Genomic DNA, 21013 nt, shown 5'->3' on the forward strand with positions numbered 1-21013 from the left:
TAACTTCGCTCGTAAGGGCGACCTTAAGAGCGCAGCCTCGCTACCGTGCCGTCCTCTCGCAAGGCGGCCTTCGCCGGAGGGTATCTGTCTACCTGGCTTTGGGACGCCACAGCTTTCGACATTCAACGCCACCCAAGAGGACCCAAGGATGACGTTGCATGGATGTTGATCTCTACGCGTTGATGCGGCCTAGGCGGCGAGCGTCGTCGGCATAAGCTGACAGAGGCTTATCCGCGCGGAAATGCCGGTCACGCTCGACCGGCAGGCCAAGGCGTCCGCGCACCGACGCAAGTTCGGTGAGGCTGACGCTGCCAAGCTCGGGACAACCAAGCCCGAGGTCACAGAGACCGAAGGCGATATCCGGGTCATCCGGATCGATCTCGGTGAGGAGCCAGGTGGCGCCGGCATCCGGCGTGAACAGTTTGACGACGGGCATGAAGTCGATTTCGCCGTCGGTGCCGCGAAGGGGTTGCTGCTGGCGACCATTCGCCAGCAGCTTCTCCCGCAGGTCTTGGGTCAGGATCTGCATGTCGGCCTCCTACTCGTCGGCCTCGCGGGCGCGGAATGGCTCCTTCTCCGGATCGATAGCCAGTATGTCCAACGCCATCTCATAAATCGGCTAAAAAGCAAAAAAATCAGCCCGTTGCAGAACAGCAACACATTTTTGCCCAAAAATCCTTTAGTAACGACTCGAAATACTTTCGAACCTGCCCTGGATTATTTTTTTGGGAATTGTTTCCTATGCATGTTAACATAGCTGCATCGAAAGAACCACCTGGAGCGTTTCAATGACAGAAAATGACTCGATGCAAGGCATCTATACAGATCAAGACATTCATTCTCGTGTTTATGAGAGTCGAATGAAGGGCAGAGTTCGCGTGGATCACAACTACCAAAAAAACGGATTGCCTTCGATCAATGTTTCCAACTGGGAACTTAGCAAGGTCGACGAGCTTATTTCAAAGCAAGTTGATTAATTAATCCATTCGCAGTATTCGAAGAGAGGGCACTCCACCCTCTCTTCTTTTTTATGGAACCGACAATGAGCCGCTTCACGCTGGATGGAGACGTTTTTCTTAGGATGGAGACACTGGGCGGCTTTAAGGAAGTCGTTCAAGGAATCTATAACGACTCAGCCCAACGGGTCGGGATTACCCTCCAGTTCGATCCCAATCGGCAAGAATGGGCTCATACGTTTTGGAAGGAAGATATTGCGAGGCTGGAGCCCCAAGTAAAGGGCCCCGCTGACCACCTTAAGCGCGCAGCTTTCTTGGCCTTCTGGCTACGGCGAGAGCCGCCAGTAGCAATATGGGATGATTGTAACGCGGATCCTGAAAACTACGACGTCGAGTATATAATGCAGTACGGACGCGAGTGGTGTGCATTTCGAACCGGCTACGAAATTGCTCTCTTTTTTGAGTGCAATCTTGCGGCAGGCGGTCCATTCGAGCGTAACCGCTACAGCTTGAGCCCGAAGTATCCCCAGGAAGTTTGTACGATGCTCAAGCGCAAGAACGTCTCACCTCATGCCATGTATCTGATCTTCTTGTCTTTGTTTAACCGCCCTTCAGCCAACCGCCTGGGGTCAATGTACTAAGATTTTGTCTTTGACGGCGGCATAGGGTTCGAGTGCATTGACTTAATGAGTGATTTAAACACCCTTTGATATTTAATAGCCGTATAGTCTATCGCGCCATTCTGACGGCTTTTCTGATCCCGGTTCAAACTGAGGCCTACGTGGCGATGACGGTTAGGATGTGGAAGCATCGTGCAGGGGGGCGCAGCGTTCATGGAAGAGCAACGCATGGTGCGCTGCCGTCAGTGCAGCCTTTCCATCCCCGAGTCAGCTCACATTTGCACCCACTGCCAATCCTTTCAGGACTGGCGACGCTGGTTTGCGGTGTCCAACACCGTGTTAGCTCTACTCACTGCCCTAATCTCGGTTCTCAGCTTTGCGGTGCCAAGTTTCATAGGTCTGCTCCATTCCCCGCGCTCGGATATGGCCGCGCCCATGATCACCTTGGAGGGCACCACTATCCGCTTGCTTGTGAACAACAATGGTGATGCGCCGGGAGTGTTCGTTCGGGCAGTCACTAAAAGCGACTATCTCGCTGGAGCCACGAAGATCCGCTTGCGCGATGATCAAAAAGCTATCGTTGCGCCCGGCAGCAATCTTCTGATGTTCGACATCGTACCCCTTCTTAATCAGGATCAGTCGTATCGTAACTCGTTGGAGATGATACAACTTGTCATCCAGAAAAGAGAGGCGCCGACGACGGACATTCTGTTCGAATTTGGCGACTCCAACGGCGACATGCGCGTGACGCGGTTGTCTCTCGACGCGGAACAGCTCTTCGAGCTGTTCCGGGCAAACTCCGATCGATGTTCGGCGATCAAAGTCCCCGATTTTTATAACGGATGCATCGGGCCAGGTGAACTCCAGACTGGGCATTGAAAATGCGGTCGTCTAGCTGAGCGACAATAGATGCCGAAAACGACCCAGCTCTGCTGAGTCGTTGTTTTTTCGTCGCTCCATATTGTTCGCCCAAAACACGAGGCTTCCTTTCTTCGCCTTCAAGCTCGTTCAGATAAAGGGTATCGGAATGGCCCTCTGAGCTTTGAAAATTTGTTGACAGCGCTTTCTGGGCGAAAATCTCGTTTGTCTTTTGCCTATGCAGGATGCACCAGTTGTGATGCTGCAAGGGGGGGCAAATGATTAAAATTTTCATAAGGGGATCATTCGGAATTTGCTTGGCCGTTTCAGGGTGCGGAAGTGTCCCCAAGCTTCAGACCGACGTCGGATTGCTGCGTATTTCTGACATCGTCGACAATATTCGGTGCGAGCTAAAGGAGGGGCGCGACGGCAACACAAAGACAGGCGTGGGGCCGGCATCCTTCCTGACTGACAAAGAAAAGTGGAACGCCGGAGTCGACCTCTCCTTGAACGTGATTGCCGAAGGTGGTGGGAACGGGAGCGCCGGCAACGATGTGCCTTACGTTCCGCAAACTGCCACATTGGCTCTTTCCACGGACGTGACGGGCACAGCCGACCGGCAGGTCGGTTACAAATTCACGATCGGCTTGGGCGTTGAGGATAAAATTGACTGTGACCACGAAGCGGTTGAAGCACGCAGGACGCATGGCATCCGTTTGATGGGAGACTTGGGTATCGCCAGTTGGCTGGCCCAGTTGCAGGATGCCTATGCGGAGACCCGAACGAAGCCGGAATCCGTGGCCTATACCCTGAGTTTTAAACTCGTGCAGAAGGGGGAAGCCAGCGTAAAAATCGTCAAGATCCCCTTCAATACCGCACAGGCTGGCCTTGGTTGGGGTTGGAAAAGCGCGTGGACTGATACCAACAAGATCATCATCACCTTTGCCCCCAAGCCCGCCGAGGCACCGAAGAAACCCGCCGAAGCACCAAAGAAAAAGGTCGAGCCGCCGAAGCGCGCGACCAAGCTACCGGAAGGTCAGAAACCCAAGGCGGTCATCCCGCCAGCGCCACCACCCGTCGACGAGGGTTCAAAGGAGAGACTTCTTAGAGACCTAGACTTCCTGATTTTGCAGCAAAAACTCCAACAATAAAACAACGCGACCGGCAGCGCGTTTTGGAGTCTCAGAGCCGTGGCGATGGGGTCAAGCTTCAGTTTCAGATCGGTCTGGAAGGCCGAACACCGTTTGTTGCATGGCAACCACGCAGCATTCCCCTTTAATGCTGGCGGCGGCAAATAACTCAGTCGAAACAAATCGTGATTTTCCAAGATAACCGTTTGATTGGATAGCGTTTTCGCCTAACAATTCCTTATAGGATGTTTCTGTAGAATAAGCCGAATTTTTGACCTTGAAATGTGCTTGGCAAAGCGATACCGCTCAAAAGCTCCTTGTTGAGATTTTCTTTTTAGGAAGATCCGTCGAAAGGAGCCTCCAAATGACAGGTAGCATCTACAGCGATTTTCTCGCCGACGGCGCGAACATCGTCACCATCATCAGCGCTATCGCCGGCGCTGGACTTATTCTGTGGCGCTGGTGGCGTCCTCGGCCGCCGGAACCCGGCGAATAATGTGGATTGAGTATTCCAGTTGAACTCTCTGCCGGAGTAAGCATGTCGGACCAAGCTACTGACGGACCTGGCGAGCGACCGCATGTGCGAATTGATTTTGCTCGCTTGCGTCGACCTGCCGACCTAGGGGTTCGGAGAGCTTCGGTCTTTCTGGCGTTGGGCTCCAATGCCGCAAATCACATTCCTTCTTTGCCCCACCAGCTCGATGACCGCATGAGCTATCATTTTGTTCCCAGTGAAATTTCCGACGAGACGCGAAGGCAATTCAACGAGAACTTCGAAGCTTGGATCATCGGCAACGCGCTTCGCGATCTGGTAGATGCGTTCACCATCTTTCTGAAGCACTGCTTTCCGATTCAGCACATGATGGCGACGCACAGCTACATTCCAACGGATTTGCGCGCGCTCGCCGCCGAAGTTGAGATGCTTAGCATCAGTGCTCAATACAGCCGTTTGCGGGAGCTTATCGGTCTCGATCAGCGGTATTGGGAGATGTTTGAGAGCTTTCGAAAAGCTCGCAATTGCCTTTCCCACCGAATGGGCCTCGTCTCACGGAAGGATGTGAGCCCCGAAAACAATCGACTTCTGATCCGTTGGTCTTTTTTGGGCGTCTTCATGAGGCACCCCGATGGCACGGAACAACCGATAGATCACGAGGCCATTGAAGCCGGACACGTTACTACCGGCCACGAGGGCGCGATGATCATCATGCGTCTGACATGGAAGGAAAGAAGCTTTGCGGTGGGCACTAATATTCGCCTGACCCGTCATGAATTATCGGAAATCTGCTTTGCCGTTCACATGGCCACAGACCATGTCATTGCAAAGCTCAATGAGTTTTCGATTGCTCAGGGAATTCAAGCAGAACATCCGGTGGCTGATCCCGGAACCTAGTCTAGCGCGTTTCAGGGTGTGTCGATCACAATGAGAAGTAGTGCGGAGCCATTTTGCACGCCATAAGTGCCATCTCCTGCACAGGCATGAGTTGCCCCAAACCCAAAGGTGAAATCTCACCGGCAGAAAATTCCGTCGCCAACTGAAATTGAAACATAGTGCCTTTGAATCTTTCTTCGATGGCCTCAGTGATGTTGGAAATAGGTCCGCCCACCGGGAAGAATACCGGGAACCCTAGCGGTCGGGTTTGCCTCAAACCCCGTCCCGGCAAGATTGGTTGCCTGAGTTCGATACCACCTGAAGAATACGGAATCTGGAACTCGTGTTCATACTCGAACCTGAGGCGATGGCGGTCGAAGAAGCCATCGGTGGGGTGCTCCACGTTTCGCAACGAGATCGCCCATTCATGAGCTGCTATTCGCCCCACGTTCCTCACAACGAACGTCAAATTCACAATGAAGTAAATTCCGCCATTGAGCTCCTGCGCGGCATGGGTTTGGATGCCATGCATCCCCAACGTCAAAACCGGATGTGTCAGTCTTTGCCGCAGCAGGTCCAAATAGAAGTGTTTGGCGGGAACCGACCGGCCGCCCTGGCGATGATAATACAGGTGATCACGTGCACTTTGATGAGGCGCAGCGGCACTGTCGCCAACGTCGATCACAATGATCTCTCTGCCGATTGGGATTTGCGACTGTTCCCTGCGAAGGACCGTGTGGACCCTGAAATCAGCCAACGGGTAATCTAACAGGTGCGGAACCTTCTGCTCCAACCAGTCGCGAATTGTTGCCCTACCTTTCATCGCCGGAATGCCGTCGATGGAACGGTCGTCCTTCACGCCGAGCACAAGTGATCCGCCTCCGGAGTTAGCGAAGGCTGATAGCGCCTTGGCTATGGTCGTCAGTACCTTGTCTTCCACTTCATCAAAAAGACGCCCGCCTTTGCGATCAAAATCGTCCGACTCTTCTGGCGGCAAATCCAGAATGTCCTGTTCGGACCAACTCTCGTGTTTGACCAAAACATCACCCCTATCCTGACGCCTTAGGACGATCTCATCGACTCGCCTCAGCTGTCGTACACGCCTTCGCCGGGAACGTTGTTGATTGAGGAATAACAGGTCCATGTGGATGTTGCCTGAACCGTCTTCTGCTTATTAACGGCATACATCACTACGATGCCGCCCCGGGAACTGCCATGGACCGCCCCCCTTTGGAGGCGGTCTGCCGGGGGGCTTCCTGCGGCAGTCGATGCCTATTGCAGCAAATCGCTCCGAAGCTCCCCGTACCCGCTCGTCGCCAGCCACCGCGCCCGCGCCAGATGCGATGCCCAGGCCCGGCGTGCCCGTTCTGGCTGGCGCTCTGGGTCGATGTTCAAGAGGGCTCGTGCCACCTTGCGCCAGTCGACGCCCTTGGCCTCCGCGAATAGCAGGACTGCGTAGGTAGGGAAGTGCGCCTCGTCGTAAGGCGTGACCTCGGCCAAGTCGGGCGCCTCACTATCGATCCACATTTCCTCGTCCGGTGGAGGCGCGTCGATGTAGCGGCCAATCGAGGCCAGGTGCGCCACGATCTGGTAACGCAGATGGTCGCGGCTGCCATAGCGCGCGTCGATGTCGGCGAGCTTCTTGTATAGCCCCCTGCGCTTGCCGCGCGGAACATCGGAATCGCCCATGGTGTAGTAAGCCGGCCCAACGGCGCAGATGTCGCAGCCGGTTGCGGCCACCTCCTGCACGAACGCCGGAATGTCCTCTTCTCGCATCCGCTTCATTTCAAAAGCCTCTTTGCATCACATGCCCTATGACGCCGCAACCCAGCCTTCCGCTTTATGTCGTGAACCCCTGGCCGCCTCGACGTTCCCAGTGTATCGGCAAGTGGCGCACTTTCAATAGGGTGCCAAAGGCTGCCCGCGGGCCTCGCCCGCAAAAAGCTGCATGCGGTGGGAAGTTACAGGAAATTGCTACCTACACGGCTTATCAAGCTGTTCCACTTACCATCGAGGACACCCGGGGTACCCAAGCTTGCGCAGCCACTATTTTGAGCCATATAACAGGGACAGATTCAGATTGAGGATTCTCGTTTGAAAACGAAAACGATCCATACCAGCCCCAAAAAGAAGTCCCGACTGGGCATCGATGAGAGCTTGGTCATAGAAGCCGTGGTCGATGGAAATAAGCTTGTGGATCAGTCAGGCAAGGTTGTCGGATGGCTTGACGAACGTAGAGGCAATTTCGTGAAAGGCTTTGGCGGCCAAAATGTTAGTCGAAAAGGCTCCGTTATTGTCACTGACGCTCGTGGAAAGAAGTTATCTGGAGCAGCAATCGAATCAACTGAATTATTTTTCCAGCCTTATGAATTGAGTTACAGTAAAGTTGTTACTCCTAAGAAGGGCCGACGCAGCCCTTCAAAAGGTTACATCGTCGCGCCCGACAAACCTGAAAGGGCAACGACTGTGCAACCCGATACCGTTTCACAACTTTCGCCAACCGACGCTATGCCTACGCATAACGTTGATATGAAAGCTCTTTTCTCCGAGATCGATAAGGTCAACTCGCCCAAAAAGCTCAAACAGCTCGCCGCCAAGACGGTAGAGAAATTTGATAAGGAGTGGGGCCTAAAGCCCCATCCAGAGGAAGAGTTCGTCACGTTTCGTAAATCTAAGTAGCCCTTCGGGGCTACTTTCGTGTTTGGGGGGGACTTTTGGAGGGTCGTTACATTACGGCCTATCACGGCACGACGTCGGATAGGGCAAGCGCCATTATGGCCGGTGATTTCCAGTTAATTCCTAGAGAAGGATCTTGGTTGGGAACCGGGTTCTACCTGTTTTATCGCGCTCCCGGACGCGCAGCGGAGTGGGCTCGATCAGTGGCCGACCGTCGCCGCAAAAACAATCCTGGCATCGGTCCGGCCGTCATCGAATGTGAAGTCGACCTCGCCGACACCATCAATTTGCTAGACAGTACGGACCGTCACTGGGAAGCGCTGAAACGGCTGGCGACCGCCACCATCAGGACACCTCGTCAAGTGGGGCCATGGTCAATGGTTTCGGATCCGTCCAACCCCCAGCTTTACCGGAATTACGACGATAATGATCTCGTCAACGCCTATGTCGAGCTCCTGCGCCGGCAGAGACCGGTTTCCAGCATCATGGCTGCGTTTATGGAAGGCGCTCCAGTCTTTGATACGTCGTGGCTCTACGATCATTCCCACCTTTGCATCTCGATACTCACCAAAAACGCAATCCGAAGCCGCAAACTCGTTGAGCTTTGAGTTTTCGTAGATCATCGGCGCCCAGCCACCTTGCCGCTAGCGGGATTGGCGGTAGCCACGGTGGTGCGCCACAGCTTTCGACATTCAACGCCACCCCAAAGGACGGCGTTGAAAACGGTGTCGATCGCTACACTCGGAGGCGGCCGAGTCGTCGTGCCTCCTCGGCATAAGCCGACAGAGGCTTATCCGCGCGGAAATGCCGGTCACGCTCGACCGGCAGGCCCAGGCGTCCGCGCACCGACGCAAGTTCGGTGAGGCTGACGCTGCCAAGCTCGGGACAACCAAGCCCGAGGTCACAAAGGCCGAAGGCGATATCCGGGTCATCCGGATCGATCTCGGTGAGGAGCCAGGTCGCGCCGGCATCCGGCGTGAACAGTTTGACGACGGGCATGAAGTCGATTTCGCCGCCGGTGCCGCGAAGGGGTTGCTGCTGGCGACCATTCGCCAGCAGCTTCTCCCGCAGGTCTTGGGTCAGGATCTGCATGTCGGCCTCCTACTCGTCGGCCTTCGGGGCACGAAGGACGATGCGTCCGTCGAGCGGCAGGGCGTCGAGGAGGAGCGTGCCGCCTTCGCCGTCGTCGTGGGCGAAGAAGGAGCCGATGCGCGTCCAGAAGCCCTTCTGGCCGTCCTTGCCGTCCCGCACGGTGTAGGCGTGGTAGATCGGCATCTTGGGCTCGGACTTCGTTTCGGTATTGCGTTTGGTATTCATGGTCTTTTCCTTTGGTTGATGGTTTCTGTCCCGGAGGACGGTTCCAAAGGAGACGGCGCACAGGGCTGGCTTGTCCCCAACACGGGAGCGCAGCGAAGGAGCGGGCAGGAACGGGACAAGACGGCCGCGCCGGCTAGAAGAGAACAGTCATCAGCTCCGGGCAGACCATCGACGGAAAGGCCAGAGGCCAATCGCGCGACACCGGACGTGACGAGCCAAATTCGATACCACGAGCACGCTATGGCGGAGGCTGGAGGCCTGCCGGACGGGCCGCAGTCCTGGCTCCGTATGCACAGACTGCGTAGGCGGCCACCGACCCGCCAAGCCCGGCCCACAAGGGCCACCGCTTGCCGCGCCGAACGCAATACGGGATCCGGGCCAATGCCATTGGCCAGGAACGCGGAGAAGCGTGACGAGCATGGTCGGGCATGGAATGTCCGACGATGCCGGCGGCCGGCGGTCTGTCACTCGCCAATGTATTGGGGAGTGACAGACCGCCCGCAATCCCACGGTGGATGCCGGGTTCGCGCAAACGCCACTGCATGACCTGCAAATGACGCTGCGGTTCGCTGATCATTTCCGGTGCAATGTGCTGGCCATGAGCAGGCGACAGCCTCCACTATCCCGGCGGGCAAAAAACTGCCTGATCCATCTCACCCGACCATTTCCCCAACCAAAGGAGAGCAGAATGACTGCTTATCGCATACGTGCGCCGCCGCGGCGGCCACACCTCCGGTTTCGACCTCTCGGTAACCGGATGCCCAACAGGGCAAACCATATCGGCCAGCCACCCGGCTGGCTCGGGAGGCTCATACCGTAAGGAAACTACGCATTCCGGCCCTGCCGCGAATGACCTTCGCGGGGTGTCACGCTCTACGGACGTGCATCGGCCATCAACACTCAGCCAAAAACAAAAAGCGAGCAAGATGGACGATCTGACCATGGACCTGGTGCGGCTGTGCCAACGCAACCGGGACGGCTCTTATGGCACTCAAAACAACCGCCGGCGCGGCCTGTCCGCAATGGCCAACGACCTCGTGGACCTCGGCTACAAGTTGCCGTCCGCGACCTCCCTCAAACCCAAGCATGTAGAGGCCCTCGTCGAACGATGGCTTGATACCGATACCTCGGATGCGAGTATCCGCAACCGCCTCACCTGGCTGCGCTGGTGGGCGGAGAAGGTCAACAAGGTTAACGTCGTCAACCGCGACAATGCCGCGTACGGCGTCGCCGAACGTGGCGAGGTCACGCGCAACCGTGCGCAAACCCTCGACCATGCCAAGCTTGGCACCATCGAATGCCCCTACATCAAGGCCTCGATTCTCCTCCAGGTGGCGTTTGGCCTAAGGCGCGAGGAAGCCATGAAGTTCCAGCCGCAGGCGGCCATCCGTGCCGACCAGATCGCCTTGCAGGCGAGCTGGACGAAAGGGGGCCGGGCGCGCACCGTGCCGGTGACCACGCTGGAACAGCGGCAGGTCCTCGAACACATCATGCGCCTCGTCCCCGGCGGCGGATCGCTGATCCCCGCGCAAATGACCTATGTCGAACACCTCAAGCGGTTCGAGTATCAGACCCTCAAGGCTGGTCTGCGCAATACCCACGGATTCCGCCACGCCTATGCGCAGCAACGCTATGCGGTGCTGACCGGGCATGCCTGCCCCCTGGCAGGCGGCAAGCGCTGGGCTGACATGAGCGGAAACGAACGTGCCGCCGACCGCGCGGCGCGCCACCGGATTTCCGCCGAGCTGGGCCACGGCCGCCTGAAAATCACCGACACTTACCTCGGGAGTGCCTTCTGATGAAACGCGCGGAAGGCAATGTCCTCATGGCCACCACTACGAGGACGAAATACGCTGAAAGGCTCTTCAAGCTCGCGACGATCGCGGCCGCCATCGATGAGGCCGCCTTCCACGGCCATCGCCGCTACCGTGTGGTGCAGGAGTTTCCGTTCGACCTTTCCGACACGGAGGCCGCCAAGGCGCTTGAGAAATGGCTCGATGCCGAACAGTTCGAATACGTCTGGCGGCCGACGCGGCTCGAACAGGATGATTTCCGCCCGTCAATCCTGGCGGAATACCCGGAACTTGAGATTTCCTGGTGAACGTTGGAGGCAAGGCACTTATGAAAACTGAAAATGAGGCGTACGCCTGAAGAGGCAAGGGGATGTTCATCCCACCTCTTTTGTTTCTTGCCTCCGCTTCCGGAGGCCTCTGGCACAGCAGTTCTGCTGTGTGACTGAAAGGCGGGCATCCCGGCCCGCCAACTCTCCACTCCGGCCCGTTACAGCAATCTCTTCACCAATCTCCGAGCGAACAGTCTGGAAAATTCAACTCGCCCCGCCAAAGGGGTTTATGCCAGCTGTTTCTTGGTGTTACATCGTCCGGTCTTGCGGGGGCTGGGGCATGCCGGATTGGTTCAAGGATTTCGATCCCTTGAAGGGAATGGAGCCGTTCGGATCGTCCGGCAAAGGGACGACAGACGGCCTGTCCACCGGGATTAAGATCGGCAGCGCCATCACCAACATGTTCGCCCAGCGGCGGGCGCGCAAACAGATCGAAAACGAGCAGCGCGAGGAGAAACGGCGCGTCGACGAGGGCATCGCCAACCCGCCGCCGCTGCATGGTTCGGCGCGCTGGGCCGATGCCTCCGATCTCCTGAAAGCCGACCTGCTGCACCCGACGGCGAAATTCGACAGCCCTTCTTCCATGCTGATCGGGGCCTTCGAGGACCCCGCCCTCGGCGGCGCCGTCGCCGGCCAGATTCACTGGGACGGCGAAGGGCACCTCCTCACCGTGGCGCCGACACGCTCCGGCAAATCGACGACGACGATCATCCCCAACCTGGTCCGCTACAAGGGGTCATGCGTCGTGCTTGACCCCAAGGGCGAACTCTACGCGCAAACGGCGGCCTGGCGCCGGCAGAACGTCGGGCCGGTTTACCGGATCGCACCGTTCCAGCCTGAAACCGACGCCTACAACCCGCTCGACGGCGTGGCCTCGTTTTCCGATGCCCAGGCGCTTGCCGACCTGATCATGCCGCCCGATGAGTACGCGCCGGACTTCTTCCGCAAGGATGCCATCGCAGTCCTTACGGCCATTATCATGTTCGTCACCGAGGCGGCTCCGCCGGGCCATCGCAGCATGGCCGAGGTGCGGCGCATCACCGCCGCGCCGCTCGACCTCTTCACCGAGGCGATCAGGACCATGGCCGGCTCGCGCAACCATGCCATCGCGAATGCCGCCAACATTGTCCTTGGCAAGGACCGCAGCAGGGCCATTCCGAATCTCCGTGACACGATCAACACCGAGTTCGCCCTTTGGGACGACCCGGGACTCCACCGCGCGACCTCGGTGGCTTCATTTGATTTCCGTTCGCTGAAGGATGCACCGGCGACCGTCTACATCACCGTGCCGTTCCACAAGATGTCCGCGTATGCCGCGTTCCTGAAGATCACACTCACCACCGCCCTGGACGCGATGCTCCAGAACGAAACCATCCCCGACATCCCGGTCCTCTTCATCCTCGATGAGTTCCTGAGCCTGGGGCCGTTCCCGCGCTTCCGCGACGCCATCCGCACGCATGCCGGCGCGGGCGTCCGCCTCTGGTTCTTCCTCCAGGACGTGCCCACGCTGGAAGAACATTACCCCGCCGGCTGGAAGACGTTCTTCAACACCTCGGTGAAGACGTTCTTCGGCACCGACGAACACTTCACCGCATCGATGATTTCGGATTTCCTCGGCGACCAGACGCGCGGCTACCGCACGGCAGGGACCAGCAACAGCGCCTCGACCGGCCCGGTCTTCAGCGGCAATGGCGCGGGCACCGGCTCGGTCAATCACGGCATCGCCTATTCCGGCCGTCCCCTGCTGACGCCGGACGAAGTGACGGAACTGCTCAGTGGCTCCGCCGCAGACCAGACCCGCATCGGTCTGGTGTTTGCGCGGGGCGTCCGCCCGATCCGGGCCAAGCTCGTGCCCTGGTATCTGGGGCAAGACTGCCGTGAGCGCGTCACTCCATCAGCCAATCGCAGAACGTGAGGTACGGTATGACCCTTGGTGCTTTCCTGGACAACGTTAAGCCCCTGGCTGCCAGGTATTTGACGGCCACGGCGCTGCGGCTCGGCTGGTACGCGATCAACAGCGGCCTTAGGCTTTACCCGAGCGTTGTTCTGCCGCTGCCACCCCACCTTGATTGGCCAGGCCTATTCGTGCTGGTCGACCTGGGGCTTACGATCTGGCAGGTGGTGCTCCTCTTCAAAGTCGTGAAAGCCGCCTTGATCCGCTATCAACCGGATACCGCCGCAACGCTCCACCTGACGACCGCGCCGGGTGAAACCCGGGAACGTGACCTGACCTCCTTAGGCCGGACCGTCGTCAGCACCCCGCTCGTGCTGGCGGGTACAGTGCTGTTTACCTGCGTCTTCATGCAATGGTTGATCATGGGCGGCCCGCTCGGTGTGCCCTTCGTGTTGATGCCGCTGGACAGCCCGGGATGGTTGATCGGCGGACTCTTGGCGGTTGCCGGCCTCGTCTACGGCAACAGGTTTACCGCCCGGGCCAAGGCCAGGGTCGGCAATTCGTTCGGGGTTGAGTACCTCCAGGCCAATCACCCGCTTGCGCAGCGTATCGCCGGACATGCCGCGACGCTTGGCATCAAGCCGCCGGCCGTCGGCGTGGTGAATGTCACCAACGCCTTCGCCATGGGAACCCGCAAAGACGCGGCGGTCGTGATTGGCAAGCCCCTGTTGAACCTGCTGTCGCCGCAGGAGCTCGACGCGGTGATTGGCCATGAACTCGGGCACGTGGTCTACAACGATGTGGAACGGATGCAATTCGCCGAAGGGTTCCAGACCATGATGGGTCACGTGGCGAATTTCGGTACGGTCATCGCGACGACAGTGGTGGCGCAGGCCACCAAAGACAAGCGCTACGGGCGCGATGTGACGGAGGTGACCGGCGCCATGGGCACGGCGGCCCGGCACACGCTTTTTGCCGGGTCCGAGCTTATGGTGAAGGGGCTGTCGCGCGCCCGTGAGTTCAAGGCCGATGCCATCGGTGCCAGCATTGCTTCACCGGAGGCGATGATTGGCGCCCTCGAGCGGGTCCATGGCATACCGGCCAAGCCGACCGGGGCCGAAAACAGGTACGGCTACCTGATGTTTCGCGGCGGCAAAATGGGGGCTTTGTTCAGTACCCACCCGACGCTCAAACGCCGCACCGATGCCCTTCGCAGCGGCGCCCACCTGAAAACGCTTCCCGGGAAAAAGGCCGCCTGATCCTTGCAGGCTTAGCGATCTCGCTGCCATTCCGGGCTTAAGTCCCGCTCTTCCTCATGGCCACCGGAAGCAGTTGCGCCGGGTGACCGCTTGACCCACCATGGATCGGCGTCGGCCTGGATCTGACGTTGCATGCCATCGAAATGCGCCGGGTTAACAGCGCGCATCTCCTCCAACTGGTCGCGGAGCCCACGCTACTCCTGAAACAACGCCGGAAGCCGCAAGCTGGCGTCGATGGCCTGCTCCTTCCGGGTCTCGTCCCGGGGCATCTCGCCGAGCGAGAAGAGATGGTTTTTCAGGATTTCGTACGAATGGGCGTCGTTCAACGCGAACTTGGTCCACTCGCCATAAGCGACATCGGGCTGCTCAAAGCAGCGCCCGAAGAGATCGGCAAACTGGCGGTTGACCTGAACCATCCGCGTGGTCAGTTTCTGCATGTCTGCTTCCGGGTCGATCGAAAAATCCTTCGCCATCGCGATATCCTTTGACAGCCCGTAGGAATAATGTCCTAATTTTCCTATGCGGCCCTATTGGATCAGAAGGTTAGACTACGAACTTGCATTAGCAAAGCGGCGCCGCTGGCGCGATTGGCCAACATGGTTGTGGTTTCACCTGGTGAAACGACATTACTATGCCTACCTGCTGTACCGTCGCCGCAAGCTCGGAACCTGTCGGGAAGGTTTGCCACCCAGCGCTACCGCAACCCGCGTGCGCCGCACCATGCTCGCGGAGGCGCTGCCTCCCAGGCATCTTCCAAAAGATACACTGCACTAGCGTTCCACACATCCCGACCGGGACGCCAGTCAGCGGGTCCGCCACCACGCCTCGCGGTCCCGTTCAGGTGCGTCAGGTTCGCTTTCCGGTTGCCTTTGGTGTTCGGCATTGACCCACCACGCCCTGTCGTTCTCCGCAGTGAGTTCCTGAGCGTTCGGGAGCGGATAACGGTCAGCCGGTTGCTCGACCTCGGCAATCATCCTGTCCTGCGCCGCCTCCAGCTCATGGGAGGGTATCAGGTCACCTTCGGGGCTTCGGACAGGCAGATCGCGCTCGGCAACCGGATCGCCTCGCTCGTGATCGCGCGACTGCCAATAGAGCCAGAATTCGTCACGTTCGCGTTCACTCATGTCCGGCGCCGGCTCGCGGGTTTCAGGCGGCCAGTCCCGTCTCAGGGACAGGTGGGGATACAGGTCGGCAAGCGGGTTTGGCATTCTCAGCTCCTGGCGGACCGTGGCAATACGTTCTACGTCAATCTGCGCCCGGCGTGCCCGTCGCGCCTGGCGATCGGCACCCACGTGCTGGCCCGCGCGCTGGGCCGAACCAATCGCGGCATGGCTGCGGGAATCGATGCGGGCATCGAGGCCGGCGCTGGCAAAGCTGGCATTGGCGATCTTGGCCCACATGGCACGCGCGTCGGTGACGAAGCGAACCCCGTCGGCTTCACGGAGCTTTCCGGCGAATCCTCCTGCCGTGATCCGACGCGTTGTCAGCAGCAGGTGGGCATGCGGATTGGTGTTCCTGCCGTCCTCGTGAATCGCCAAATCGACGACATAGCCTTGGCGCGTGTACGCGTCGGCCATGGCGCCAGTCAGCTCCAGCCAAATCGCCGGCGCGACTTCACGCGGCAGCGCAAATTCGATTTCCTTGGCAAGCCGCGCGTCCTTGCGCTTCTCGGCGGCTTCGACGGCATTCCAAAGCTTGGCACGCTCGCCCATCCAGACCGGAGCTCCAGCCGGCATCCGGATCTCGGCGTGAACAACGTCGCGCCGGCCGCCGAACGCGCTCTCGCGTTCTTCCGCGTCGTTCGGCAGCGTTTCGCCGGCCCGATAGGCGGCGGCAGCGACAACCGAACGACCGTCACCGCGGCTGATGTTTTTGACGTGCAGATGAAAGATCGCCATTCGTCACCCTGCCTATCCGCACTTTGTCGGGCCCCGGCGCACAGTCAAGGTGAAACGCGGTTCTCGATGCTGAGCGGGGTTCCAAGGGGCTTGCCCCTGGCGCACTTGCCGGTTTTCTCCGGGCCGCCCTCCCGCGCCCGGTTAGAAAACCGAGCAACGCATCGCTTTCTCTGGCTCAATGCGTACACATTGGGCGATGCGTAAGTGCGCTGTACGCATTGCTATAAGCTCCCGGACATCTTTCAAGCCTGCCCGGTCAAAGGAGGCACCTCAACTCTCAATCTGCTCCACCGTCTCGGGCTTGGCCCGCTGCGCAGGCTTGGGCTTGCGCACGTTTATGGCCGCTGCGTCGAGGCGGTTCTTGAGATGCACCGCATAGTGCTTCTCGATCATTTCGACGCTTGTCCGGCAGTTCTTGGCGATCTGGTAGATATCGGCGCCCTCCAGCAATCTGAAACTGATGTAGCTGTGGCGGAGCGAGTACAGCGTCCGCCGATTGCCCTCGCGGTCGGATTTGAGGCCGAGCTTATGGAGGATGCCGTTGAACTGCTTCTTGTGGTCAACCGGAAAGACCCGGTCGGTGGGCTTCGGCTTGTTGCGCGCCACCATCCGCTGGAAGGGGAATACGGCGCCGGACGTACTTTTGCAGTACCCTACCCCGCGCTTGCCGCGCACCTGGATTTCCAGGATCTTTTGGCCGCTCGCCTCGTCCTTGACGACCTCGACGTCCCGATATTCGAGCCAGGTGGCCTCGTCCGGTCGCAGGCCCGTGTTCGTCAGGAAGAGGATCTTGTCGTGGAGTTGTTCCGCCAGCCACACCCGCTTGGCCTGCTCGCCCTTCTTGGCTTTGTGGCTAACATCCCGCGCCTTCTGCGCGTGGGCCCGCGTCGCTTGGTACAGCTGTTTGTACTCCTCTGGCGTAAACCAAGCGCGGTGGACGACCTTCGCAGACTTTTTGTAAGGCTGGGAGATATCCGGCAGATGCGCCAGCCAGCGATGGCGCACAGCGGTTTTCAGGACCAGGCGCAAGGTCACGGTTTCATGGTGAAGGGTACTGCGTGAGGGGAGTTTCTTACCCTCCGCAGGTGTGAGCCGGGAGATGCGATAGTCCTGCACCGTGCCGGCGGTGATGGTCGAGAGGCCCATCTTGCCAAAGAACGGCACCAGATAGGTGCGAACCCTTCGATAATGATCCTGGACCCATCGGGCGTTGCGCTCTCCGTCTGTCAGCACCTCATATTCGGTGATGAACTGATCGGCGGCGTCTTTGAAGGTCTTCTCGGCTAACAGTTCGCCGCGCCGGCCTTTGTCCTTCAGGCCGAAGTACCAGTCCTCGGCCCAGTCCTTGGCCCTTGCCAGGCTTTCTTCCTTGGTGCTGACCCGCCAATTTTTGCCTTTGAGATACGTCGAACACTGCCAAATCGGGCTGTCGTTGCGCCGATAAACGTGAACTTTGCCTTCGAGAATCGTGTGTGTTTCGGTCACCGTCAGACACTCCCTGCGGACGTGCAAGTTTGTGCAAGAGATGTGTAAGGCTAATTTCGGCGCTTCCGGCAATCAAGCAAATTTCTAAGCGCCTGATTTTGTTGCCTGAATGGCACGGGCAGCAGGGCTCGAACCTACGACCTGCGGTTTTGGAGACCGCCGCTCTACCAACTGAGCTATGCCCGTATGCGCATGTCGGCGCAGCAGGCGCTTCCTAAAAGCTTCCGCGCGCTCTGTAAAGAGCGACGTGCGCTACCCGGCCTTCATCTTCGAAAGTCCAGGCGTCCTCCCGGCCATTTCCCGTCGATCCTTTGATTGCTGACGATCAAGCCGACCCAGGGACGCACGATTTCCGGGTCGGTCAGATTGATGTATTTTCCCGCCAGCCCTTTCGCACCCTGGCGCCGGGCATCGATGAGCCCCTTGCGCACGCCATTATGCCAATCGAACAGCAGGTAAACCCTCTCTCCCGCCGTCTTCACCTCGCCCCGGCCAGACTTCCATTTATCCTTGCTGTCGCCTGGAATCGTGGGATCGGCACCGCCGTTCCAACGGCTGGACCAGCTGCCTTCGATGGTGTCGTTGCGGTCGCGGTCGCTTTCGGTGCCCCAGGCCTCGGCATTTTCATCGCTTGGAGTTCCCTCCAGTTTCACGCCGGCGGCGAACGCCGACACCTCCTCGTCGTCGGGAGTGGGGACGTCCATGAAGCCAAACGGATTTCGGATTCCGCGGTTGCTGTCAGAATTTGCTTTGCTGTCCGATCCCATCGCAGGCCTCCGGTTTTTCAGCACGGCCCCCCGCCAGCCACGGCGGCCTCAAACCGTTCCAGCCTGGCGGACCGAACCATTCACCGCCACCCATTTCCCGCAAATCGGGTCCTGGCGGCAGGGTTTTCGACCGATTCGCGCCCCGGTCAGTCTCCCGAAGGCGCCTTGTAGGGGCCGCCCGGCACCCCCCAACCCCAGGCCGGCATTGGTTCGCTCTCGGGATCGCAGGTCGGGCCCTTGTTGGAATTCATCCTGGCCAGCCGCGATCCCCATTCGACATAGGCCATAAAGGCCGAGCGGAATTCGGGATCGTCAGGCAACCCGATCTCGTCGGCGGCGTCGGCGAGAAGGTTGATCCAGCGCCGGCGCTGCTCCTCGGTCAGATGCTTGCCGAGATGGTGCATCACCATCTCGCGATGGCCGCCGTGCTTTTCGCTGTAGGTTTTCGGTCCACCAAAAACTTCGCCGATGAAAGCCGCGACGTGAGCGGGATGATCCGGCGACATATGCTTGAACACCGGCCCGACGATGGGGTCCCGAGAGACGTTGTCGTAGAAGGTTTGGGTCAGGCGGTTCAGCGCTTCGGAGCCACCGGCCCATTCAAACAATGTCGGGACATCCTGGCTCATTCGCGATCCCTCCCATGCTGGACTTCAACCGCGCTGGACGATAGCGGAAACATCGAGCGCCGCTCAACCTGCCTCGATGGGCAGTCGGCCATCATGCCCGCGTTACGATTTGACCGGCGTGCTGGCCTGAGCCTTGGCGCCCGAGGCTTCGCGGCAGTTTTCCGGCCGTGGCTCCGATCTGCAGATGCCTGGGCCTGTCAATTCGTCTGCCGATTGATGCCCGGTTGTCAGCCCGTATTTCAGCATCCTGTCGAGTTCGAGCTGCCGTTCGACTGAATACAGCTGAATTGCGGTAAACAGACCGGGGCCGATGGCCATGTCCTCGAGATAGGCCTTGACCTTTTGCTCCTGCCCTACCGAATGCACGCTCAACTGTGCACGCGGGCCGACCAGGCGTTTGACACCGCCGGCGAGCATGATCGGACAGGCCGAGCCGCAACCGCCGCCGGCATCGACCGTCAGCCCATTGTAGACGCCGTCTTCGGCCGTGCAGTCGGCCTGCCGCGGCTCGCAGCCAATGAAATCCGTCCGGGCCACGGCGACGTCGAGCTTGCGTTCGCGGATCAGCCTTCCGGCCGCCAAAGCACCGAGCACATCACCACCCGGCGAGTTGATAACGATGGGCAGGCGCCGGTCGCCGACGCTGTCAAGCAGTTGGCGCAATTTTTCGGGCGTGTCAGCGGTAATTGCGCCTTCGGCCGAGATCCATTCCGGGCAGTTGGGATTGCAGAGCGGGTTGCTGCCGCGGACCAGGACGAAGCGCATGTCAGCGACCTCCTTCGGCCGCGGGGTTTCGAGCCCTGCGGGTGCAGGCTCGGCTTTCGCCACCACTTCGCGGGCCGGCTTCGTGATATTCGCCGGCGCCGGCACCTCCCTGCAACTCGCCGGCAACGGATCGGACGTGCATAGGGTTGGCGCGGTCAGCAGGTCGACGGCATCCCGGCTGGTGACGAGATTCATTTGCAGCATGTCGTAGGGAGCCAATTGCTGGATACCGCTGGCCGGTGTGCTTTTCATGGTCTCGAGCACACCCAGGCCGACGCCCATCTCCTTCAGATAGGCCGCCAGCTTCCGCTCCAGCGGCTTGTTCATCTCATAGGTCTTGTAGCTGCCGGCGTTCTTCCGGCTGACGACCCTGGTGCTGAGTATCTTCTTCTTGCCTTTCACCATGCGATAAGTGGTGCGGTACAGCAATTTCGTCCGGATATAGGTCGTGGTGATCTGATGGACGCCGAGAAAGGCCCATTCCCCGACCACGCGCCGGATGCCACCGGAAAACATCAACGGACAGGCGGAATTGCAGATGGCGCCATCGGCATAAGCATTGCCAAAATAACGGGCGCCCTTGCCGTCGTTTTCCTTGCAGTTCTTCACATCTGGCAGACAGCCGACGAAGCGGGTTTTGCCAACGGCGATATCGAGCTTGTTCTTGCGGATCAGGCGACCAAGTGTCAGCGCCGCTTCGACATTGCCGCCGGGGGAATCGACGACGATCGGCAGCTTTCGGCCGCCAAGCGCTTTCAGCGCGCGTTTGAACAGGGCCGGCGTGCCGGCTTCTATCGAGCCTTCCGCCGATATCCATTCCGGACAGGTCGGCTCGCAGCCCGGCGCGCTGCTGCGGACGACGACGAACCGCATCGTCGGGCCGAAATCCGGCGCGGATTTTTCCGGCGTGGATTTCTTTGCATCCGCTGCGAAGGCAGCGTGGCCCATGGCAAGCAACGACACCAGGCAGATCAGCCCTAGCGACCACCATGCCTGACTATGCAAACGGCGCCATGGAACCATTCGGGCAGCCCCCCTCGATGCAACCTATACTAGTTATGGCAGAGGCGCTTGCAACAGGATTTGAAGCAATGCGGTTAATCCATTGCCAGAATATCAGAATCAAAAGGGCGGCCCGAAGACCGCCCCTTTGCATCCGATCTCAACCGGCAGCGCCGGCGACTACTCTTTGATGGTGACGACGATGCCGGCACCGACGGTGCGGCCGCCTTCACGGATGGCGAAGCGCAGCTTCTCTTCCATGGCGA

At 59.1% G+C, this 21013-nt stretch carries 24 protein-coding genes and 1 tRNA gene; 12 read left to right on the forward strand and 13 right to left on the reverse strand.

The window, feature by feature from the left end:
* Positions 1 to 172: 172 nt before the first annotated feature.
* On the reverse strand, positions 173 to 529 hold the full coding sequence (locus tag NKI52_RS31155; protein ID WP_352700706.1) for a DUF2958 domain-containing protein: 357 nt from the start codon (positions 527 to 529) through the stop codon (positions 173 to 175).
* A gap of 259 nt (positions 530 to 788) precedes the next feature.
* Between NKI52_RS31155 and NKI52_RS31160 the strand changes: the two genes are divergently transcribed.
* The 6 genes from NKI52_RS31160 (at position 789) to NKI52_RS31185 (ending at position 4954) form a co-directional block, all read left to right on the forward strand.
* Complete coding sequence (locus NKI52_RS31160) at positions 789 to 977, forward strand: hypothetical protein (RefSeq protein ID WP_352700707.1); 189 nt, start codon at positions 789 to 791, stop codon at positions 975 to 977.
* Positions 978 to 1042: 65 nt separating this feature from the next.
* On the forward strand, positions 1043 to 1597 hold the full coding sequence (locus NKI52_RS31165; protein WP_352700708.1) for a hypothetical protein: 555 nt from the start codon (positions 1043 to 1045) through the stop codon (positions 1595 to 1597).
* 192 nt (positions 1598 to 1789) lie between these two features.
* The gene (locus NKI52_RS31170; RefSeq protein ID WP_352700709.1) at positions 1790 to 2455 is read left to right on the forward strand and encodes a hypothetical protein; all 666 of its coding nucleotides are present in this window, start codon (positions 1790 to 1792) and stop codon (positions 2453 to 2455) included.
* 257 nt (positions 2456 to 2712) lie between these two features.
* On the forward strand, positions 2713 to 3585 hold the full coding sequence (locus tag NKI52_RS31175) for a hypothetical protein (protein WP_352700710.1): 873 nt from the start codon (positions 2713 to 2715) through the stop codon (positions 3583 to 3585).
* A 343-nt stretch (positions 3586 to 3928) separates the two neighbouring features.
* Positions 3929 to 4060, forward strand: coding sequence for a hypothetical protein (locus NKI52_RS31180; RefSeq protein ID WP_352700711.1), 132 nt, complete (start codon positions 3929 to 3931; stop codon positions 4058 to 4060).
* A gap of 42 nt (positions 4061 to 4102) precedes the next feature.
* A complete protein-coding gene (locus tag NKI52_RS31185) occupies positions 4103 to 4954 on the forward strand; it encodes a hypothetical protein (RefSeq protein ID WP_352700712.1) in 852 nt (283 codons plus the stop codon).
* A 25-nt stretch (positions 4955 to 4979) separates the two neighbouring features.
* On the opposite strand, the gene NKI52_RS31190 is transcribed toward NKI52_RS31185, so the two are convergent.
* Both NKI52_RS31190 and NKI52_RS31195 read right to left on the reverse strand, forming a co-directional pair.
* Positions 4980 to 5972, reverse strand: coding sequence for an AlbA family DNA-binding domain-containing protein (locus NKI52_RS31190; RefSeq protein ID WP_352700713.1), 993 nt, complete (start codon positions 5970 to 5972; stop codon positions 4980 to 4982).
* 233 nt (positions 5973 to 6205) lie between these two features.
* The gene (locus NKI52_RS31195) at positions 6206 to 6718 is read right to left on the reverse strand and encodes a Y4lK-related protein (protein WP_352700714.1); all 513 of its coding nucleotides are present in this window, start codon (positions 6716 to 6718) and stop codon (positions 6206 to 6208) included.
* Positions 6719 to 7027: 309 nt separating this feature from the next.
* On the opposite strand from NKI52_RS31195, the gene NKI52_RS31200 reads away from it, so the two are divergent.
* The gene (locus NKI52_RS31200) at positions 7028 to 7612 is read left to right on the forward strand and encodes a hypothetical protein (protein ID WP_352700715.1); all 585 of its coding nucleotides are present in this window, start codon (positions 7028 to 7030) and stop codon (positions 7610 to 7612) included.
* Between the two features lie 95 nt (positions 7613 to 7707).
* Entirely contained in the window at positions 7708 to 8217 is a 510-nt protein-coding gene (locus NKI52_RS31205; RefSeq protein ID WP_156948208.1) for a hypothetical protein, read from the forward strand.
* 127 nt (positions 8218 to 8344) lie between these two features.
* Here NKI52_RS31205 and NKI52_RS31210 read toward each other — a convergent pair whose 3' ends face one another.
* Together NKI52_RS31210 and NKI52_RS31215 are read right to left on the reverse strand one after the other, a co-directional pair.
* Positions 8345 to 8701, reverse strand: coding sequence for a DUF2958 domain-containing protein (locus tag NKI52_RS31210; RefSeq protein WP_352700716.1), 357 nt, complete (start codon positions 8699 to 8701; stop codon positions 8345 to 8347).
* Positions 8702 to 8710: 9 nt separating this feature from the next.
* Complete coding sequence (locus NKI52_RS31215; RefSeq protein WP_352700717.1) at positions 8711 to 8926, reverse strand: hypothetical protein; 216 nt, start codon at positions 8924 to 8926, stop codon at positions 8711 to 8713.
* Between the two features lie 926 nt (positions 8927 to 9852).
* Here NKI52_RS31215 and NKI52_RS31220 point away from each other — a divergent pair.
* The 4 genes from NKI52_RS31220 (at position 9853) to NKI52_RS31235 (ending at position 14201) form a co-directional block, all read left to right on the forward strand.
* Positions 9853 to 10725: a phage integrase N-terminal domain-containing protein gene (locus NKI52_RS31220; RefSeq protein WP_023721643.1), complete on the forward strand. Its 873-nt coding sequence runs from the start codon at positions 9853 to 9855 to the stop codon at positions 10723 to 10725.
* On the forward strand, positions 10725 to 11027 hold the full coding sequence (locus NKI52_RS31225; RefSeq protein ID WP_352700718.1) for a hypothetical protein: 303 nt from the start codon (positions 10725 to 10727) through the stop codon (positions 11025 to 11027). The genes NKI52_RS31220 and NKI52_RS31225 overlap by 1 nt, the downstream gene beginning before the upstream one ends.
* A 301-nt stretch (positions 11028 to 11328) precedes the next feature.
* Complete coding sequence (locus NKI52_RS31230; protein ID WP_352700719.1) at positions 11329 to 12963, forward strand: type IV secretory system conjugative DNA transfer family protein; 1635 nt, start codon at positions 11329 to 11331, stop codon at positions 12961 to 12963.
* Positions 12964 to 12971: 8 nt separating this feature from the next.
* Positions 12972 to 14201, forward strand: a complete 1230-nt coding sequence (locus NKI52_RS31235) for a M48 family metalloprotease (RefSeq protein WP_352700720.1) — start codon at positions 12972 to 12974, stop codon at positions 14199 to 14201.
* A 194-nt stretch (positions 14202 to 14395) separates the two neighbouring features.
* Here NKI52_RS31235 and NKI52_RS31240 read toward each other — a convergent pair whose 3' ends face one another.
* From NKI52_RS31240 to NKI52_RS31275, 8 genes are all read right to left on the reverse strand, one after another.
* Entirely contained in the window at positions 14396 to 14674 is a 279-nt protein-coding gene (locus NKI52_RS31240) for a hypothetical protein (protein WP_352700721.1), read from the reverse strand.
* A 330-nt stretch (positions 14675 to 15004) separates the two neighbouring features.
* The gene (locus NKI52_RS31245; RefSeq protein WP_352700722.1) at positions 15005 to 16099 is read right to left on the reverse strand and encodes a MobA/MobL family protein; all 1095 of its coding nucleotides are present in this window, start codon (positions 16097 to 16099) and stop codon (positions 15005 to 15007) included.
* 270 nt (positions 16100 to 16369) lie between these two features.
* Complete coding sequence (locus tag NKI52_RS31250; protein WP_352700723.1) at positions 16370 to 17584, reverse strand: site-specific integrase; 1215 nt, start codon at positions 17582 to 17584, stop codon at positions 16370 to 16372.
* 110 nt (positions 17585 to 17694) lie between these two features.
* Positions 17695 to 17770: transfer RNA gene (locus tag NKI52_RS31255), tRNA-Trp, on the reverse strand.
* Positions 17771 to 17847: 77 nt separating this feature from the next.
* Positions 17848 to 18351, reverse strand: a complete 504-nt coding sequence (locus NKI52_RS31260; RefSeq protein WP_352700724.1) for a hypothetical protein — start codon at positions 18349 to 18351, stop codon at positions 17848 to 17850.
* A 146-nt stretch (positions 18352 to 18497) separates the two neighbouring features.
* Complete coding sequence (locus NKI52_RS31265; protein WP_352700725.1) at positions 18498 to 18980, reverse strand: group II truncated hemoglobin; 483 nt, start codon at positions 18978 to 18980, stop codon at positions 18498 to 18500.
* 102 nt (positions 18981 to 19082) lie between these two features.
* Complete coding sequence (locus tag NKI52_RS31270) at positions 19083 to 20768, reverse strand: COG3904 family protein (protein WP_352700726.1); 1686 nt, start codon at positions 20766 to 20768, stop codon at positions 19083 to 19085.
* A 159-nt stretch (positions 20769 to 20927) separates the two neighbouring features.
* Positions 20928 to 21013, reverse strand: an 86-nt coding sequence (locus NKI52_RS31275; protein ID WP_455749504.1) for an EF-Tu C-terminal domain-related protein, incomplete at its 5' end; no start/stop codon positions are given.

Origin of the sequence: Mesorhizobium sp. M0590 (assembly GCF_040320905.1) — a bacterium.
Lineage (GTDB): Bacteria > Pseudomonadota > Alphaproteobacteria > Rhizobiales > Rhizobiaceae > Mesorhizobium.

Coding starts and splice junctions, on each gene's coding strand:
- NKI52_RS31265 (WP_352700725.1), bottom strand. CDS start 18,980: ATGAGCCAGGATGTCCCGACATTGTTTGAATGGGCCGGTGGCTCCGAA.
- NKI52_RS31270 (WP_352700726.1), bottom strand. CDS start 20,768: ATGGTTCCATGGCGCCGTTTGCATAGTCAGGCATGGTGGTCGCTAGGG.
- NKI52_RS31210 (WP_352700716.1), bottom strand. CDS start 8,701: ATGCAGATCCTGACCCAAGACCTGCGGGAGAAGCTGCTGGCGAATGGT.
- NKI52_RS31175 (WP_352700710.1), top strand. CDS start 2,713: ATGATTAAAATTTTCATAAGGGGATCATTCGGAATTTGCTTGGCCGTT.
- NKI52_RS31160 (WP_352700707.1), top strand. CDS start 789: ATGACAGAAAATGACTCGATGCAAGGCATCTATACAGATCAAGACATT.
- NKI52_RS31260 (WP_352700724.1), bottom strand. CDS start 18,351: ATGGGATCGGACAGCAAAGCAAATTCTGACAGCAACCGCGGAATCCGA.
- NKI52_RS31170 (WP_352700709.1), top strand. CDS start 1,790: ATGGAAGAGCAACGCATGGTGCGCTGCCGTCAGTGCAGCCTTTCCATC.
- NKI52_RS31155 (WP_352700706.1), bottom strand. CDS start 529: ATGCAGATCCTGACCCAAGACCTGCGGGAGAAGCTGCTGGCGAATGGT.
- NKI52_RS31185 (WP_352700712.1), top strand. CDS start 4,103: ATGTCGGACCAAGCTACTGACGGACCTGGCGAGCGACCGCATGTGCGA.
- NKI52_RS31220 (WP_023721643.1), top strand. CDS start 9,853: ATGGACGATCTGACCATGGACCTGGTGCGGCTGTGCCAACGCAACCGG.
- NKI52_RS31245 (WP_352700722.1), bottom strand. CDS start 16,099: ATGGCGATCTTTCATCTGCACGTCAAAAACATCAGCCGCGGTGACGGT.
- NKI52_RS31195 (WP_352700714.1), bottom strand. CDS start 6,718: ATGAAGCGGATGCGAGAAGAGGACATTCCGGCGTTCGTGCAGGAGGTG.
- NKI52_RS31235 (WP_352700720.1), top strand. CDS start 12,972: ATGACCCTTGGTGCTTTCCTGGACAACGTTAAGCCCCTGGCTGCCAGG.
- NKI52_RS31240 (WP_352700721.1), bottom strand. CDS start 14,674: ATGGCGAAGGATTTTTCGATCGACCCGGAAGCAGACATGCAGAAACTG.
- NKI52_RS31180 (WP_352700711.1), top strand. CDS start 3,929: ATGACAGGTAGCATCTACAGCGATTTTCTCGCCGACGGCGCGAACATC.
- NKI52_RS31215 (WP_352700717.1), bottom strand. CDS start 8,926: ATGAATACCAAACGCAATACCGAAACGAAGTCCGAGCCCAAGATGCCG.
- NKI52_RS31205 (WP_156948208.1), top strand. CDS start 7,708: ATGGCCGGTGATTTCCAGTTAATTCCTAGAGAAGGATCTTGGTTGGGA.
- NKI52_RS31225 (WP_352700718.1), top strand. CDS start 10,725: ATGAAACGCGCGGAAGGCAATGTCCTCATGGCCACCACTACGAGGACG.
- NKI52_RS31165 (WP_352700708.1), top strand. CDS start 1,043: ATGAGCCGCTTCACGCTGGATGGAGACGTTTTTCTTAGGATGGAGACA.
- NKI52_RS31230 (WP_352700719.1), top strand. CDS start 11,329: ATGCCGGATTGGTTCAAGGATTTCGATCCCTTGAAGGGAATGGAGCCG.